Annotated in this window: 14 protein-coding genes; 5 read left to right on the top strand and 9 right to left on the bottom strand. The window is 71.3% G+C overall.

Translation table 11 applies throughout. The features are described 5' to 3' along the window. Positions 1-416 precede the first annotated feature (416 nt). Positions 417-2387 (top strand): tachylectin-related carbohydrate-binding protein, encoded by a 1971-nt coding sequence (locus ACGF3C_RS32580; RefSeq protein ID WP_393227567.1) that lies wholly within the window; start codon positions 417-419, stop codon positions 2385-2387. Between the two features lie 125 nt (positions 2388-2512). Here the strand turns inward: ACGF3C_RS32580 and ACGF3C_RS32575 are convergent, their stop codons facing one another. The 4 genes from ACGF3C_RS32575 to ACGF3C_RS32560 all read right to left on the bottom strand — a co-directional run bounded on the left by ACGF3C_RS32575 (position 2513) and on the right by ACGF3C_RS32560 (position 6153). Continuing rightward, positions 2513-3031, bottom strand: a complete 519-nt coding sequence (locus tag ACGF3C_RS32575) for a 2'-5' RNA ligase family protein (protein WP_393227565.1) — start codon at positions 3029-3031, stop codon at positions 2513-2515. 60 nt (positions 3032-3091) lie between these two features. Continuing rightward, positions 3092-4291, bottom strand: a complete 1200-nt coding sequence (locus tag ACGF3C_RS32570; protein ID WP_393227563.1) for a low temperature requirement protein A — start codon at positions 4289-4291, stop codon at positions 3092-3094. A gap of 105 nt (positions 4292-4396) precedes the next feature. After that, positions 4397-5002, bottom strand: a complete 606-nt coding sequence (locus tag ACGF3C_RS32565; RefSeq protein ID WP_355009838.1) for a response regulator transcription factor — start codon at positions 5000-5002, stop codon at positions 4397-4399. Next, on the bottom strand, positions 4999-6153 hold the full coding sequence (locus ACGF3C_RS32560; protein WP_393227561.1) for a sensor histidine kinase: 1155 nt from the start codon (positions 6151-6153) through the stop codon (positions 4999-5001). Before ACGF3C_RS32560 ends, ACGF3C_RS32565 begins: the two co-directional genes overlap by 4 nt. A 132-nt stretch (positions 6154-6285) precedes the next feature. On the opposite strand from ACGF3C_RS32560, the gene ACGF3C_RS32555 reads away from it, so the two are divergent. Beyond that, positions 6286-7215, top strand: coding sequence for a hypothetical protein (locus ACGF3C_RS32555; protein ID WP_393227559.1), 930 nt, complete (start codon positions 6286-6288; stop codon positions 7213-7215). A 105-nt stretch (positions 7216-7320) separates the two neighbouring features. Further along, a complete protein-coding gene (locus ACGF3C_RS32550; RefSeq protein ID WP_357230414.1) occupies positions 7321-9054 on the top strand; it encodes a DEAD/DEAH box helicase in 1734 nt (577 codons plus the stop codon). A 95-nt stretch (positions 9055-9149) separates the two neighbouring features. Here ACGF3C_RS32550 and ACGF3C_RS32545 read toward each other — a convergent pair whose 3' ends face one another. From ACGF3C_RS32545 to ACGF3C_RS32525, 5 genes are all read right to left on the bottom strand, one after another. Beyond that, the gene (locus tag ACGF3C_RS32545) at positions 9150-10286 is read right to left on the bottom strand and encodes a right-handed parallel beta-helix repeat-containing protein (protein ID WP_393227557.1); all 1137 of its coding nucleotides are present in this window, start codon (positions 10284-10286) and stop codon (positions 9150-9152) included. A gap of 151 nt (positions 10287-10437) precedes the next feature. Next, complete coding sequence (locus tag ACGF3C_RS32540) at positions 10438-10842, bottom strand: DoxX family protein (RefSeq protein WP_357230408.1); 405 nt, start codon at positions 10840-10842, stop codon at positions 10438-10440. Positions 10843-10971: 129 nt separating this feature from the next. Beyond that, the gene (lon, locus tag ACGF3C_RS32535) at positions 10972-13302 is read right to left on the bottom strand and encodes an endopeptidase La (protein ID WP_355009832.1); all 2331 of its coding nucleotides are present in this window, start codon (positions 13300-13302) and stop codon (positions 10972-10974) included. A 134-nt stretch (positions 13303-13436) separates the two neighbouring features. Next, positions 13437-14306 (bottom strand): manganese catalase family protein, encoded by an 870-nt coding sequence (locus ACGF3C_RS32530; protein ID WP_357234402.1) that lies wholly within the window; start codon positions 14304-14306, stop codon positions 13437-13439. Positions 14307-14389: 83 nt separating this feature from the next. Further along, positions 14390-15121, bottom strand: a complete 732-nt coding sequence (locus tag ACGF3C_RS32525; RefSeq protein WP_393227554.1) for a sensor histidine kinase — start codon at positions 15119-15121, stop codon at positions 14390-14392. An 83-nt stretch (positions 15122-15204) separates the two neighbouring features. Between ACGF3C_RS32525 and ACGF3C_RS32520 the strand changes: the two genes are divergently transcribed. Further along, complete coding sequence (locus ACGF3C_RS32520; RefSeq protein ID WP_393227552.1) at positions 15205-15831, top strand: response regulator; 627 nt, start codon at positions 15205-15207, stop codon at positions 15829-15831. Between the two features lie 144 nt (positions 15832-15975). Further along, positions 15976-16323: an Lsr2 family protein gene (locus tag ACGF3C_RS32515; protein ID WP_088989485.1), complete on the top strand. Its 348-nt coding sequence runs from the start codon at positions 15976-15978 to the stop codon at positions 16321-16323. The last annotated feature ends 172 nt before the right edge of the window (positions 16324-16495 follow it).

The raw sequence follows: 16495 nt of genomic DNA, 5'->3' as shown, positions 1-16495 counted from the left end.
GTAGGTTGCAGCACGCTCGATCGGCTGTCAAGCCAGAGTGGCGGCAACCTTCCTCATTTGCGCTACGACCTGGGGAGACTACTTCCCGTTAAGACTTCAACCATTTGTAGCCTTAAGTCCGTTTGCTCCCTGCTCCGACCCGCCCCGAATGTCCATCATGGATGTTCCCGGACTCCTCGAACCGGGCCGAGCTTCCGCGCTTGGCAGGCGGCCCACGGTCGTGCATGATGGGCCGCGACCGTGGCGGATGGATCACTCACCGCGCACAGTGGACCCTCTGCGAATGTGGCGATCACCACAGACTGATCAATTCATTGCGGTCATTCTTATTCTTCTCGGGGGAGGATCACACAAACGTGTCCCAGTTAACCAAAGAGTCCACACCACGGACGTCTTCTCGGCGTCGGCCGCTGGCATTGACCGCCGCAGCGCTCATCGGCGCCGCCGGCCTCGTGGCACCGCTGCCGGCGTCTCCCGCCCAGGCGGCCACCGACGCCTTCAGCTGCACAGGGGCCGCGGCGTTCTTCAACTCGACAACGGCCGGCACTCTCGCCCGTCGCCAGTACAGCACCCCGGGCAAGGACGGCGGCGTGTTCACCGCCGCCACCACCGTCGGCCCCAGCGGTTGGCAGACCTTCGGCCGCCTGCTGGGCGGGCCGGACGGCCGGGTCTACGGCATCAACTCGACCGGACTCAACCGCTACCGATGGACGGGCAGCAACTGGGAGACCATCGATGGCAAGCAGAACCTGATCATCAGTTCAAGCTTCACGAACTATGCGACAGCCAGCTACCGCAACAAGATCACTGTGGACCAGATCGGCGACTTCTACGCCGTCGACGCCCAGGGCAAACTGCGCTGGTACCGGTTCGACGAGCCGACGCGGAAATGGACCATCGACGCACGCGTCATCGACTCCGGCTGGGACCGGTACAACCTGATCGTCGCCGGTGCCCCCGGCGTCCTCTACGGCCGCACGGCCGACGGCAAGCTCTACCGACACCGGTTCGACCCGGCGAGTCAGCGGTGGCTCCTGCGGGACCGTCAGGTCGGTTCGAGCGACTGGCAGGGGTTCACCAAGGGGCTCTTCTCCGCCGGCGGAGACACGCTCTTCGGCATTCAGGCCGACGGTGATCTGTTCCAGTACCGCTTCCGCGAGGACAACCTGTCCTGGGCACTGACCGCGGACCAGATCGGCAACGGCTGGGAGGGCTTCCCGAACGTCTTCACCACCACCAACACCTGCCGGCAGGGGGCGATCACCAGCCCCGCGCTGCCCGCCACCCCGGCGCAGCAGAACGCCCCGCTGGCCGTCGTGCAGGCCCCGCCCGCCGGCACCGCGCTCGGCAGCCTGGAGATCGCCTACACCGACAACATCGGTCAACTGCGGCACGGACGCGCGAACCCGGACTCGCTGTATTCGATCCAGTGGTCACCGGCGCCCGGCACCGAGGCGTACACGGGCAAGCCGTCGCTGGTCTCGGACGCCCAGAACAGGGTCACCATCGTTGCCCACGAGACCACCAGCAACGTGGGTTCGTTGACCCAGAAGACGCCGGCCATGCCGGACTGGAATCCGTGGCTCGCCCTCGGCGGGGCGATGCGCTCGGAGCCGACCGCCGTCCGGCTCTCCGACGACACCCGCGTGGTCTTCGCCCTGGACGCCGAGGGCGCACTGTGGCACCGGCGGCAGGACGGCACGGCCGGCGATCTGTTTCCGTGGACGCCGCTCGGTGGCACCGGCCTGACCGGGACGCCGGTCGCCGTGCCGGGCGCCGACGGCACCGCCACAATTCTGGTGACCAACGCTGCCGGCACCCTGCAGGCCGCCACCTACAAGGGTGGCGCGCTGACCTCCGCCTGGACAGGGCTGGGTGGCACGGGCTTCGTGGACACGCCGAGCGTGGTGACACTGCCTGGCCGTCGCCTGATGGTGTTCGCCCGCCACACCGACGGAGTGGTCAAGAGCCAGTTGCAGAACATCGACGGCACCTGGCCCGGCACCTGGACCGCGGTGGGAGCCAGCGGGATCACGCCGGTCGGCTCCCCGACCGCCGTCCTGAGCCCCAACACCGGCCGCGTCTCGGTGTTCACCCGGACGACCGACGACACCATCCAGCACAGCCGACAGACCGCCGCAGGCTCCACCGCCTGGGGCGACTGGGCCACGGCGACGGTACCGGACGAGACCTATCCGACCGACCCGACGGCATTCGTCTTCCAGAACTCCAACGGCATCCGACTCGGTTTCGTGAGCCGGACCGCCAACGGTTCGGTTCGGCTCTACGACACCGACGAGTCGGCTGCGTCGATCGCCACCCGGGCCGCCCCGGCGGCGGGAATCTCGTTCACCAGGCAGGAGATCCCGCAGCCGCGCGACAACTGACCAGGATGGGGCCCGCGGCCGTCGGGGCGACACGCTCCGACGGCCGCCTCGGCCTGACTGCTGCCCCTCCTTAACAGCGGCCGCGATGCCACTTCGGCACGTCGGGGCCTTTGCGGACGGTTGCCTCAGCGGAGCCGGGTCAGCGCGGTCACCGAGCGGTCCGTGCCGTCGTAACTGCGGGCGGCGTCGAAGTCGCCCGTCGGGCGCTGCCCACCGGCCACGGCACGCGCCAACCGCAGGTCGGCGTCGCGGAACCGCAGGGCCAGGCTCAGGTGCGGCACCCACGCGTCGGGCGAGTGCCACGGGCGGTGTCCGTCGGCATCGGCGAGAACGTCCCAGACGGCGGCGTGCAGCGCGGTCAGCGCCGGCGTGGGTCGGACGAGCCAGACCAGTGGCGCGCTGCCGTCCAGGACGACGACCAGGTCGAGTGTCACCGGAACCGGCAGCGCGGTGTCGAACAGTTCGGCGAGGCGGTGCTCGACCCCCGGCGGGAACTCGTCGACGGCGGCGAGGGTGAGGTGCGGCCGGTTGGTGGGGTGGATGTTGCGGGCCAGGCTGGGTAGCCCGGCGGCGGCCAGGCGACCCCAGACCGCCCGGACCGCGACCTCCAGGCCGGGCGAGCAGACCAGTTCCACCGTACGCACGCGCCCACGCTAGCCGGACGGTTCGCGCCACCCCCACAGATTGGAACCGAGCCACACCCGTCAGGCAGGGTGACGGCGGGGAGCGTCCCCGGCCGACACCGGGTTGACCTCACCCGCGACCCGGGCACGGTGGGTCAGGTCGAAGATGGCGACGACGGTGATGGTGGCCGCGCCCAACAGGCCCACCGACAGCGGCGGGAGTCGCGCCGCGACCGGGCTCAGGATCAGGCATGCCACCACGGCCGCGAGGCAGTGCCTCGTCAGGCGGCCGAACACCCAGATCTCGAAGATCATCCGCCCGATGAGGAAGGTCAGCGGCCCGACCAGGATCGCCACGACGTTGCCGGCCGACCGCTGCGCGTCGGGCTCCTTCAGCATCAACTCGCCGCCGATGCCGGTGAGCAGGATGCCCGCCACCATCACCAGGTGGCTGTAGCTCGCCCGCAGGTTGAGCCGGTACGGGTCCACGGCGGTATCGATCTTCACGGCGAGGCTGCTCGTGGTGCGATAGAAGTAGGTCCACCAGAGGAAGACCACCGTCCAGAAGGTGAGCAGAAATGCGGTGGTGTCCGCCAGGTTTCGCGGCGACAGCCGGTAGAAGTTGCCGGTGGCCAGGATCGTCTCGCCGAGGGCAAGGATGATGAACTGCCGGTACCGCTCGTTGAGGTGTTCGCCCGAGAGGTGCCACTCGTTGGCCCGCGCCCGGCCGAGCCACGGCACCGGCCACCCCAGGATCGGCGCCGAGTAGTCGATCGCCAGCGCGAATGCCCACAGCAGCACTCGTGCTTCGCCGCCGCTGGCCGCCGCCCCGGCGAACCAGACCGTCGCGGACATCGAATACCAGACGAGCCCCCGTACCGGCCGACGCCAGGCCGGAGTGCCGCGCAGGTAGAGGGCCATGACCAGGGTCCGGCCGAGGTGGATCCCGAGGTACGCGCTCACGAAGACGAAGCCCTGGTCACCGAAGGCGTCCGGAACGTTGATGGACATCAGCAGACTGCCGAGCATCACGCAGATGATCAGAATCTGCACTGTGGGTCGTTCGCAGTCGAGGCTGTCGGTAGCCAGGTTGGTGTTGTACCAGATCCACCAGAAGGCCAGCAGGAAGATCACTGCCTGCGCGTCGGCGAGCAGGCTGGGCTCCTCGACCAGGGTCGCCGACAAGCGACCGAGGGTGAAGATGAAGACGAGGTCGAAGAACAGCTCGACGGCACTGGAGCGCACCGGGTCGACCGGACCCGCCGCGACTTTCCTGGGCATTTGTCCATCTTCGCAGCCGGCTGAGAGGCGAGGACTCGACTGCCTTGATTGATCAGCGCCGGAGAGTTTCGCGGCCTCCCCGACGCACGCCGCCGGTGTCGCCGGTCAGAGCCAGCCGTTGTCCCGGGCGGTGCGGACGGCCTCGGCCCGGTCGGCGGCGCCGAGCTTCTGCACAGCGGCGGAGAGGTGGTTGCGCACGGTGCCAGTGGACAGGTGCACCCGACGGGCGATCACCGCGACCGGGGCGCCGACCTCCACCAGCCGCAGCGTCTCCAGTTCCCGAGGGGTCAGCGGGCACGGGGGCAGGGTCAACGCGTCGGCGGCCAGCGTCGGGTCGACGTAGCGCCCTCCGGCGTGCACCCGGCGGATCACGTCGGCGAGCGCCCCACCCGGCGAGCCCTTGGGCAGGAACCCACGGGCGCCGGCGGTCAGCGCCTGGCGCAGGTGCCCGGGACGACCGTGCCCGGTCAGCACGACCACCGCGCACTCGGGTCGGACCCGGGTCAGCTCGGCGGCCACCGCGATGCCGTCCAGGCCCGGCATCTCCAGGTCCACCACCGCCACGTCCGGACGGTGCGCCAGCGCCGCGGTGACGGCTGTCTTCCCGTCGGCGGCGTGTGCCACCACCTCGATGTCCGGTTCCAGGGCGAGCAGCGCGGCGACGGCGACCCGGATCAGGTCCTCGTCGTCGGCGAGCAGGACGCGGATCACGACGGCGCCGGCACTGTGGCTTCGAGGGTGAAGATCGCGTCCTCCCGGCGTACCCGCAACTCGCCCCCGGCGGCGGCGAGCCGGTCGGCCAGCCCGCGCAGACCGTGGCTGTGCGCGTCCGGGCCGCGGTCGTCGGCGCCGTCGTTGGCCACCGTCATCCTGGCCAGGTCATCCTCCCGATCGATGCGGATCCGGCACCAGTCGGCCCGGCTGTGCCGCAGCACGTTGGTGCTCGCCTCGCGCAGCACCGCCGCCAGCTCGATCGCGGCGGGCTGCGGCAGGTCCGCCGGCAGTGGCAGAACCGTGCACCGCACGCCGCAGGAGCGCAGCACCCCCACCACCGCGGCGAGCTGTTCGTCGAGGTCGACGGCCCGATAGCCGTGCACGGTCTCGCGTACCTCGCCCAGCGCGGAGGCGGCCAACCGTTGCACCTCTGCGGCCTCCCGCCCGGCCCGTTCCGGGTCGACCGGTGCGAGCCGGGCGGCGAGTTCGGCCTTCAACGCGATCACCGTGAGGTGGTGCCCCAGGACGTCGTGCACGTCGCGGGCGAAGCGCAGCCGTTCCTCGGCGGCGGCGAGCCGGGCCTGAGCGGCCTGGCCCTGCCGGGCCTCCACGAGCAGGTCCCAGAACCAGACCTGGAACCCGTTGACGGCGGCGACCGCCGCGCCGATTGCGCCGGTCACGGCGAGGTGACGCGCAACGGAACCACCGGTCCACCAGGCCACCGCGACCGACACCGCCAGGACGCCGACCGCGACCGCCAGCGCGGCCCGCCACCGCACCAGCAGCGGCGTCATGCCGATCAGCGCCGCGCCGAGCCAGGCCCAGGTCGGCCACCTGCCGGCCGCCACCGGGCCCACCAGCGGAACGGTCAGCACCGCCACCCCGATCAGGCTCAGCTCGGCCCGACGCCGCCAGCGCGGGTCGAGCCACGGCGTCACGGCCGCGTACAGGACGACGGTCTGGGCGATCACGAAGGCGAGGATGCCGACCGCGCCGAGCGTCACCCGGACCCGGTCGGGCTCGCGGGTCAGGCCGACCGCCGGAAACAGGACGCTCGCCCACACGCCGGTGGCCAGCGACACCAGCGTCGCCCGTCGAGCGCGACGCAGCCGCCGGTCCGCCCGGGTGGTCACCGCCTCGCTCGCCACGCACCGATCCTAGGACCGTCCGGCGCATGGTCCACCCATGCGAACTGTCACGGTCGGGCCGTGCGGTCCGCACGGTTTTTCCGTGACGAACGGGTCTGCCGGCCACACCGGGGGCACCGGCAGGGTCGAGACATGGAAAACACCAGGATGTACGCGGACGGCCTCACCGCCGTACCGTCGCCCGCGCCCCTGCCCACCGACGAGCCGACCCCCTCGACCCCGACGCCGAGTGCGGCGGCACCGACCGCCGCGGCACCGGCCAGCAGCAGGCGGCGGCTGCTGTGGCACCTGGGCGAGATGGCGCTGGCGATGATCGCCGGGATGCTGCTGCTCGGGCCGTTGTGGGAGCTGGCCGGCGCCGCTCTGGGCGTCGGCGACGCGCTGGCCCGGCCGGAGGTCGCCGCGCTGGTGATGGCCACGAACATGACCGTCGGAATGACGGTGTGGATGCGCTACCGGGCGCACCACTGGCGTGGGGTCGCCGAGATGGCCGCCGCGATGTACGTGCCGTTCCTGCTGCTGCTCGTGCCGTGGTGGGCGGGCCTGCTGGATGCCGACGCCCTGATGCTCGGCGGTCACCTGCTGATGGTGCCGGCCATGGTGCTGGTGGCGGTGCGTCATCGGCACGAGGCACCGGTGCCGATCCGCCGGCATCCGGCCGTGGTGGCGCTCGCCCGCCACTGGCCGAGCGGGCTGGCGCTGCTGCTGACGGTGGACATGTGGGTCGATCCGACCGTGCTCAGCCCGTGGACGATGCTGGTGCTGCCCGGCGGCTACCTGGTGATCGGCATGGCCCGCCGCACGCTGGGCGGGCGGGGCGTGCTCGCCACCCAACTCGCCGGTCTGGCCATCTGGGTCGCCCTGACGCTGGTCGCGGTGCTGGCCGGTGGGCGGACCGCCGCCTGGCTGGTGACGCTCGGGTGGTTGGCGCACGCCGGCTGGGACATCGTGCACCACCGCAACCGCCGGGTGGTGCCGCGCGGCTACGCCGAGTTCTGCGTGGTGCTCGACGTGGCCCTCGCCGCGGTGATGGTGCTGGCCATCCTGACCACCGACGCCTGATCGGGGCCGCCGTCCGGCTCGCGGAACAGCCGCAGCACGGGCCCTGAGACAGCTCTTGTGGCGGTCGCCGCAACGGCCCGGACGGCGTGATGAAAGGCTTGGCACATGAGTTCCGCACCTGCACAGCACGACGCACCGATCGACGCCACCCCCGACGGCACCGACGAGGTGAGCGCCTTCACCGAGCTCGGGCTCCGCGCCGAACTGCTCGGCGCGCTCGCCGCCCTCGGGTACGAGGAGCCGACCCCCATCCAGCGAGAGGCTATCCCACCGCTGCTGGAGGGCCGGGACCTGCTGGGGCAGGCGGCCACCGGCACCGGCAAGACGGCCGCGTTCGCGCTGCCGCTGCTGAACCTCATGACGGCGCACCGCCAGGGCGGCGACCCGGTGGCGCTGGTGCTGGTGCCGACCCGGGAGCTGGCGGTACAGGTCTCCGAGGCGTTCCACCGCTACGGCAAGGACCTGGGCGCGCGGGTGCTGCCGATCTACGGTGGGCAGCCGATCGGGCGGCAGTTGCGGGCACTGGACAGCGGTGTCGACGTGGTGGTGGCCACCCCGGGGCGGGCCCTCGACCACATCGCCCGGGGCACCCTGCGCCTCGGCGGGTTGGCCACGGTGGTGCTCGACGAGGCCGACGAGATGCTCGACATGGGCTTCGCCGAGGACATCGAGGCGATCCTGGAGCACGCTCCGGCGCAGCGTCAGACGGTGCTCTTCTCGGCCACCATGCCCTCGCGCATCGACGGGATGGCCCGCCAGCACCTGCGCGAACCGGTGCGGATCGAGATCGGCCGGGAGCAGCCGGTCGCGGGTGAGGCGCCCCGGGTGCGGCAGAGCGCGTACATCGTGACCCGGGCGCACAAGCCCGCCGCGCTGGGCCGGGTGTTGGACGTGGAGTCCCCGACGGCGGCGATCGTGTTCTGCCGCAGCCGGGAAGAGGTCGACCGGTTGACCGAGACGATGAACGGTCGGGGCTACCGCTCCGAGGCGCTGCACGGTGGCATGAGCCAGGAGCAGCGCGACCGGGTCATGGGCCGGCTGCGGGCGGGCACCGCGGACCTGCTGGTGGCCACCGACGTGGCGGCGCGTGGGCTGGACGTCGAGCAGTTGACCCACGTGGTCAACTACGACGTGCCGTCCGCCCCGGAGTCGTACGTGCACCGGATCGGTCGGGTGGGTCGGGCTGGCCGCGAGGGCGTGGCGATCACCCTCGCCGAGCCGCGTGAGCACCGGATGCTCAAGACCATCGAGAGGGTGACCGGCCAGCGGATCACCATCGACAAGATCCCCACCGTGGCCGACATGCGTACCCGGCGGCTGGAGCTGACCCAGGCGGCCCTGCGGGAGAGCCTGCTGGAGGACGACCTCGACCCGTTCCGGGTGATCGTGGAGACGCTGACCGACGAGTTCGACCTGATGGAGGTCGCCCTCGCCGCCGTGAAGCTGGCCCACGAGGTGACGTCGCCGGGCTCCGACGACGAGGAGGAGATCCCGCAGGCCCCGGTCCGTGGGTCGCGCGAGGGCCGACCGGAGGCCGGCGGCCGGGGCGGCGACCGGCGCGGCGGGGGCCGGCCACGCTCCGGCGGCGGCAACACCGTCCAGGTCTTCGTCGGCCTGGGTCGACGCGCCGGGGTGCGCCCACAGGATCTGGTCGGCGCGATCACCGGGGAGACCGGCATCCGCGGCCGGGACATCGGCTCGATCGAGATCGCCGACCGGTTCTCACTGGTGGAGGTGCCGCAGGGGGTGGCCGACGAGGTCATCTCCGGCTTGCGCTCCAGCACGATCAAGGGCCGCAAGGCCACCGTGCGCCGCGACCGCGGCGGCGACGAGCGCTGAGAACGCGGTCGGCGACCGCCGGAGTACGACGGGCGCCGACGACCCGGCCCGGCGAGGCGGCGGGAGGGACATGGGCACCCGCCGCCCCGCCGGTGCTAGCCGATGTTTCCGTTGACCACGTTGTTGGCGCCGGCCAGCGACGCGCCACCGGAGCGGTGGTCGTACGCCCGCATCACGTTGTTGGTGACGATCCAGTTGTTGCTGGTGCCGACGGTCATGATCGGCCGGTCCTGGCGGCGGGGCGTCGCGTCGTCGTAGAACTGGTTGCCGATCACCTGGCACAGGTCGGCGTCGCGGCCGAGGATCCCGTTCGCGCCGTTGTCGTGGATGTCGAGCCCCATGATCCGGGTACGTCCGGATGAGGAGACCTCGATGCCGTTGGTGGCGTTGCGCCACAGCCGGCCGCCGATGAACTGGGTCCCCCAGACCTGCCGAAGGTCGGCGCCGCTGCCGGTGCCACTCGTGCCGTTCGACTCCAGGTAGACGTTCTGGAAGATGTTCCGGTGGGCGGGTTCGCGCAGTTCCACTCCGTTGCCCCGGCAACCCCAGACATGCAGGTTGTCGAAGAAGCAGGCGCTGTCCAGCAGCCGTATCCCGGTCTGGCACTCACCGACCCAGACGTTGAGGAACTCGTTGTCGTACGCGACCTTGTTCACGAGGATGCCGACGCCGAGGCAGTCCTCGATGTTGATATCGGTGATCTTGTTGGCGTGGGCGCTGGTGTCCGCGTCCTTGCCGAGGAACTCGATCGCGTGGCTGCCCGAGTTGCCGAAGTGCAGGTGATGGAAGGTCGATCGGGGGCCACGGACGGTCAACAGCACGTTGGAGGTCCGCATGCCGTAGAAGTGCACGTTGGAGATCTGGTTGTACTTACCGCTCGAGACCAGACGACCGGTGTAGCCCGGGGCCGGCTGGATGATCGCCGCGCCGATGTTCTCGCCGGTCCAGGTCACACTCGTCGGAAAGCGAACCTCCGATCCGAGACCGAGCGCGCCCACCGGTTGGAAGATCTCCCCGCCACCGGCCGGCAGCAGGTTCAGCGCCGTGGTGACCTTGTCCGACTCGTCACTGCCGTCGAGCCGGCAGCCGACCCGGGGGTCCCGGAGGCTGAGCGGGGCCTCCCGCACGGTCGTGACGGGCGGCGATCCCGCCTGTTCCGCACCGGCGAGGGTGGCCACCGTGGTCGCCACCGCGGCGCCCGCGCCGCCGGCGAAGAGCACCCGCCGTCCCAACCGTCGGCTCGGTGGATCTGACCGTTGTGGCGCTGCCGGCGGTACCGCACCAGGTGCGCTCACGATCGGTTCCATGCCTCTCCCCCGTTGAGTGCCACCTCGAGCGGCGGGCAGACTCTACTGTGCATTGTCGCGTGCTCGCCGACGCGGATCAGAGGGCGTACGGGCCGAAACGGCCCCAGGCCACCACGGCGGCGAGGACGAGCAGCACCGCGCAGGTGACCGCGCCCTGGATCTCGGTGCGACGCCCCTGCTGGGTGGTCTGCTGCTTTCCGGCGCGCAGGTGCACCAGGAGGCCGCCGATCATGACGATGACCAGCCCGACGGCGGCGAGCGGGGTGAGCACTGTGGCGATGCCGGTGGCAGCGGGCAGCACGAGCCCGACGGCGGCCAGCAGCTCGACCGCGCCGAGCGACTTGACCTGTGACGGTGGAACGGGGTCCACCCACCGCATCACGTCGCGCAACTTCTCCTTCGGCTGGCTCAGCTTGGCCAGCCCGGCGCCGGCGAAGACGGCGGCGAGCAGGAACTGAATGATCCAGAGCACCACGTTCACGGGGGGTTCCTCCAGGGGCCGCCTCGCGGCGGAGAGGTGGTTGACGGTGCAGACGAGACAGTAGACCTCCCCGCGTACCGAAAGGGCCCCCGCCGTCGCAAGACGGCGGGGGCCCGGATCGTCGGAGCGTCAGACCGCGAAGAGCGCCGGCCCGTCAAGCGTCTTCACGTCGGCCGGGCGCAGCGCCAGGGCGAGCACGTCGGCCACGTCGGCCAGGGTGTGCACGGTCAGCGCCTCACGCACCTCGGTCGGCAGGTCGTCCAGGTCGGGCTCGTTGCGCGCCGGGATGATCACCTCGGTGAGGCCGGCCCGGTGCGCGGCGAGCAGCTTCTGCTTCACCCCACCGATCGGCAGCACCCGACCGGAGAGCGTCACCTCACCGGTCATCCCGAACTCGGGACGGACCGGGCGGCCGGTGACCAGCGACGCCAGGGCCGTGACCATGGTGATGCCGGCGCTCGGACCGTCCTTGGGCACCGCGCCCGCCGGGAAGTGGACGTGGATCCGGCGTCCCGCGAGAGCGTTCGGGTCGATGCCGAACCGCCGCCCGTTGGAGCGTAGGTAGGAGAGCGCGATCTGCGCCGACTCCTTCATCACGTCACCGAGCTGGCCGGTCAGGGTCAGCCCCGGCTCGCCCTCCATGCTGGTCGCCTCGATGAAGAGCACGTCCCCGCCGGCGCCGGTGACGGCGAGGCCGGTTGCCACGCCGGGCACCGCGGTGCGCTCGGCCGACTCCGGGGTGAACTTCGGCCGCCCCAGGTAGCGGGTGAGGTTGTCGGTGTCGACGCGTACCGGCGACGGGTCGGTCGCCAGCGTCACCGCCACCTTGCGCAGGATCTTGGCGAGGCCACGTTCGAGCTGCCGGACCCCGGCCTCTCGGGTGTACTCCCCCGCGATCAGCGCCAACGCCTCGTCAGCGATCTCCACCTCGTCGGCGGTCAGCCCGGCCCGCTCCCGCTGCCGGGGCAGCAGGTGGTCACGGGCGATGGAGACCTTCTCGTCCTCGGTGTACCCGTCCAGGGTGACCAGCTCCATCCGGTCCAGCAGGGGGCCGGGGATGGACTCCACCACGTTGGCGGTGGCCAGGAAGAGCACGTCGGACAGGTCGAGGTCGACCTCCAGGTAGTGGTCCCGGAAGGTGTGGTTCTGGGCCGGGTCGAGCACCTCCAGCAGGGCGGCGGCCGGGTCACCGGCGTAGCCGGCGGCCAGCTTGTCCACCTCGTCGAGGAGCACGACGGGGTTCATCGAACCGGCCTCGCGCAGCGCGCGGACGATCCGACCGGGCAGCGCCCCCACGTAGGTGCGCCGGTGCCCGCGGATCTCCGCCTCGTCGCGGACGCCACCGAGCGAGACCCGGACGAAGTTGCGCCCGAGCGCCCGCGCCACGGACTCGCCGAGGCTGGTCTTACCCACTCCGGGAGGACCGGCGAGGGCGAGCACCGCGCCGGAGCCGCGACCGCCCACCACACCGAGGTTGCGCTCGGCGCGCCGGTTGCGCACGGCCAGGTACTCCAGGATGCGGTCCTTGACGTCGGCCAGGCCGGCGTGGTCCGCGTCGAGCACCGCGCGCGCCGCGGTCAGGTCGGTGTTGTCGTCGGTACGCGTGCCCCAGGGCATCTCGAGCACGGTGTCCAGCCAGGTACGGATCCAGCCGGCCTCCGGGGAGGCGTCGCTCGCCCGCTCCAGCTTGCCGACCTCGCGCATGGCCGCCTCGCGGACCTTCTCCGGCAGCTCGGCGGACTCGACGCGGGACCGGTAGTCGGCGGAGCCGTCCGGCTCGTCCTCGCCCAGCTCCTTGCGGATCGCGGCGAGCTGCTGGCGCAGCAGGAACTCGCGCTGGGACTTCTCCAGCCCTTCGCGGACGTCACTGTTGATCTGCTCGGTGACCTCCTGCTCGGCCAGGTAGTCCTTCACCCAGCCGACCAGCAGCTCCAGCCGGGCGGTGACGTCCGGCGCGGCGAGCAGCTCGGTCTTCTGTTCGAGGGTCAGCCAGGGCGCGTAACCGGCCGAGTCGGCCAGCTCGGATAGGTCGGTCATCCGCTCCACCGCGTCGATGACCTGCCAGGCGCCCCGCTGCTGAAGCACGGAGGTCACCAGGGCGCGGTACTCACGGGCGAGTTCGCGGGCCCGACCGGCGTGGGCGGGTTCGTCGAGTTCGGTCGCCTCGACCCAGAGGGCGGCGCCGGGGCCGGGCACGCCGGAGCCGATCCGGGCCCGGGACAGGCCACGGATGACGGCGGCGGGCTCGCCCTCGGGCAGGCGGCCGACCTTCTCGATGGTGGCGACCACGCCCACCGGGCCGTACTCGCCGTCGATGCGCGGCACGGCCAGCAGCTTGCGGTCGCCGGTCGCCCGCGCCGCGTCGATAGCGGCCTGGGTGGTGGGGTCGAGGGTCACCGGGATGACCATGCCGGGCAGCAGCACGGCGTCGGTCAGGGGCAGTACCGGAAGAGTTGCCATCGAACACCTCGCGTTAGTTGAGCGTGTCTCACTCAAGTAACAAAGCGTTCCCCTTGTTCCGGCCTGTGACCCAGGCCACTTTCGCGCCCGGTCCGTCGGGTCACCGGGGACCGGTGGGCGACCCGACGGGCACCTCAGGTGAGCTTGCTCTTCACCGTGTTCACCACCGAGCCGGCCACTCCCGGGTTGGTGCCGTACAGACGAGGGTCACCCGGGGCCAGCACCGGTTCCGGCGCGTTCGCCCGCGGGTTGTCGTCGTACCGGAACTCGCCCTTGCCGTCCGGCGAGGGCCCGGACGCCCAGCGCCCCTGGGCGGCGTCGGTGCCCGAGGAGAAACCCAGGTAGGTGTAGCCGTACTCCTCGGTGAACTCGCCCGAGTCCGGAAACGCCTCCGGCACCGGCATCTCCTCCAGGCCGTCCTCCTTGAGCTGCTCGATCGCCGCCAGCCACATGTTCTGGTGCATCGTGTCGCGGGCCAGCAGGAAGCGCAGCATCTGCTTGACGCCCGGGTCGTCGGTCATGTGGAACAACCGGGCGACCTGGAGCCGACCCTGTGCCTCGGCGGTGACGTTGAGCTGGAAATCGGCCAGCAGGTTACCGCTGGCGGTGACGAACGAGCCGTTCCAGGGCACCCCGTTGGAGTCGGCGGGCAACGCGCCAGCACCGCTGTGGATGAAGTGCGCCGGATTCGACGCGGCGAAGGTCGCTGCGCCCCCGGGGTTGTCCGCGATGCCCTCCGACATCGACAGCGGCGCGTTGTCCAACAGCCGGGTGATCATCGTGACGATCATCTCGACGTGGCCCATCTCCTCCGTGCCGACGTCGAGCAGCAGGTCCTTGTACTTGCCGGGCAGTCGGCAGTTCCAACCCTGGAAGAGATACTGGTTGGCGACCGTCATCTCGCCCCACTTGCCGCCCAGCACCTCCTGCAACCGGCGGGCGAACGCCGCATCCGGGCCGTCCGGCTTGGCTTCGAACTGCAGATCCTTGACGTGGCTGAACATCCAACCTCCTCGGTACCGGAAACAGGTAGCGAGGCCGTTCCCGCCCCGATGACCCGAGCGGGCCAACCGGTGTCCCGGCCGGGTCAGCGCACCGGGCGGGCCATCGGCAGCAGCACCTCCAACGCCACTCCACGCGGCCGTAGCCGATGCGCCCGCAACGCTCCCCCGTCCGTGGCGACGAGCTGCCGCGCGATCCACAGGCCCAGACCGGACATCCCGACGGCCGGCGCCGGACGCCGCAGCGCGACCAGCAGCGCATCGTCGACCCGCCCCTCGTCGGTGACGAGGATGCTCAGGCTGGTGCCGCCCACCGTGGCGTAGAGCCCGACCTGCCCGTCCGGCGGCCCGTGCCGCAACGCGTTCTGCACCAGGTTGACAAGTACCTGTCGGGTTCGTCCGGCCGGCACCGGGCAGGAGGCCGCCTCCCGGGTGGCTCGCGCCCGCCGACGGGCGAGCGGCACCAGCGCCGCGGCCTCCCGCAGGATGCCCGCCAGCGCGACGGCCGGATCCGGCTGCGGAGTCGGCGTCAGCACACCGGTGCCGGCGGTCGCGTCTCGCAGCAGGCTCTGCAGGTGGGCGGCCTGGTCGCGGGCCAGCGCACTGAGTGCCCGCCGATCGTCCCCGGTCAGCTCACGACGCTCGTCGGCCAACGCGCGGGTCAGCGAGGTCAGGGTGCTGATCGGCGTCCGAAACTCGTGACACAGCACCCGCAGCAGCAGCTCCGAATCGGCCGCCGTCGGTCGTTTCTCGCCCGGTGTCGGCTCAATGGGGCGCAACCCTCGCAGCAGGTCCCGCAAACCGTGCCGTACGCGCATCCACCCGAGTCCTCTCGTTCGGTGCGAACCCGCATGATCGGTACCCGCTGGGGAACGGCGCAGACATGCCGGGAGCCTCCACCTTGCGACTCGTCGTCGTGGACGATCACCCCCTTTTCGTCCGCGGCCTGGAGTTGCTGCTCCCGATCACCACCAACGGCCGCGTCGAGGTGGCCGCCTCGACCGGCGACGCCGCCGCGGCGGCGGCCCTGGTCAGCAGCTGCCGCCCCGACCTGGCCCTGGTCGACCTGCACATGCCGCCGCCCGGCGGCATCCGGGCGGTGGCCGCGATCCGGCGGACCACCCCACGGGTACGGGTGGTCGCGATGTCCGGTTCCGCCGACCCCGGGCCAGCGGTGGAGGCGCTGCGGGCCGGTGCCGAGGGGTTCCTGCCCAAGACCAGCGAACCGGAGGAGCTGCTGCCCCCACTGCTGGCGATCCTCGACGGCTGGGCGGTGCTGCCGGCCGAACTGCTGCGCGCCATGCTGCTGGGGCCCACCCGCTCCGCGCCCGTCGACCTGGACGGCGAGGAACGGCGGCTGCTGCGGGCGATCGCCGCCGGCCGCAACACCGTCGACATCGCCGAAGAACTGCACGTCTCCGAACGGACGGTGAAACGGATGACCGCCGCGCTGCTGCGCAAGTTGCGGGTCTCGAACCGGGCCGAGGCGGCTGCCATCGCCGGTCACAGCGGCATCCTCGGGGAATGAAGCCTCGCCACCGAAGCGATTCATGGTTTTGCTCGGTAACGGAATCGCGACGCGCCGAATGAATGGAAGGCATATTGTTGCGGATTACCGGGGTGATAGGTCAGACTTTGGACACATCCCGCCGCACACAGGGAGTAATCGGCAATGGCGAGAAAAGTAATCACGGTCCTGACCGACGACCTCGACGGTGGGAAGGCCGACCGGACGGTTGAGTTCAGTCTCGACGGCGTGGCCTACACGATCGACGTCTCCGACGAGAATGCCGGCGTCCTGCGCAAGGCGCTCGATCCGTACATCAATGCGGGTCGGCGGATCGGGCGCGGCCCGGTGGAGAGCGCCCGTTCGGTCCGGCGGCCGGGGCGACCCGCCGGCGCGGGAATGGATCGGGAGCAGAACCGGGCCATCCGGGAATGGGCCGTCAAGAACGGCTACAAGATTTCCGAGCGCGGCCGGATCCCGGTTGAGGTCGTCGAGGCGTACAAGAGCCGCTGACGCGACTCGACGGGGCCCCGCCGGAAACGGCGGGGCCCCGTCGTTTGTCCGGGCACCCGAAGCGGGGGGGGGGGCCCCCCCCCGGGGGGCCCCGGGGGGGGCGGCGCGGCGGGCGAGGCGGGGGGTGTGTGGGGGCGGGGCGCGGGGAGGGGGGGGGGGGGGGGGTGGGGCG

It is taken from the genome of Micromonospora sp. NPDC047762 (genome assembly GCF_043204655.1).
Lineage (GTDB): Bacteria > Actinomycetota > Actinomycetes > Mycobacteriales > Micromonosporaceae > Micromonospora.
This window is presented reverse-complemented; position numbering and strand designations above follow the sequence as displayed.

Bases quoted from the DNA above. Each gene is read 5' to 3' on its own strand.
- ACGF3C_RS32570 (WP_393227563.1), bottom strand. From the start codon at position 4,291: ATGCCCAGGAAAGTCGCGGCGGGTCCGGTCGACCCGGTGCGCTCCAGT.
- ACGF3C_RS32555 (WP_393227559.1), top strand. From the start codon at position 6,286: ATGGAAAACACCAGGATGTACGCGGACGGCCTCACCGCCGTACCGTCG.
- ACGF3C_RS32550 (WP_357230414.1), top strand. From the start codon at position 7,321: ATGAGTTCCGCACCTGCACAGCACGACGCACCGATCGACGCCACCCCC.
- lon (WP_355009832.1), bottom strand. From the start codon at position 13,302: ATGGCAACTCTTCCGGTACTGCCCCTGACCGACGCCGTGCTGCTGCCC.
- ACGF3C_RS32530 (WP_357234402.1), bottom strand. From the start codon at position 14,306: ATGTTCAGCCACGTCAAGGATCTGCAGTTCGAAGCCAAGCCGGACGGC.
- ACGF3C_RS32525 (WP_393227554.1), bottom strand. From the start codon at position 15,121: ATGCGCGTACGGCACGGTTTGCGGGACCTGCTGCGAGGGTTGCGCCCC.
- ACGF3C_RS32515 (WP_088989485.1), top strand. From the start codon at position 15,976: ATGGCGAGAAAAGTAATCACGGTCCTGACCGACGACCTCGACGGTGGG.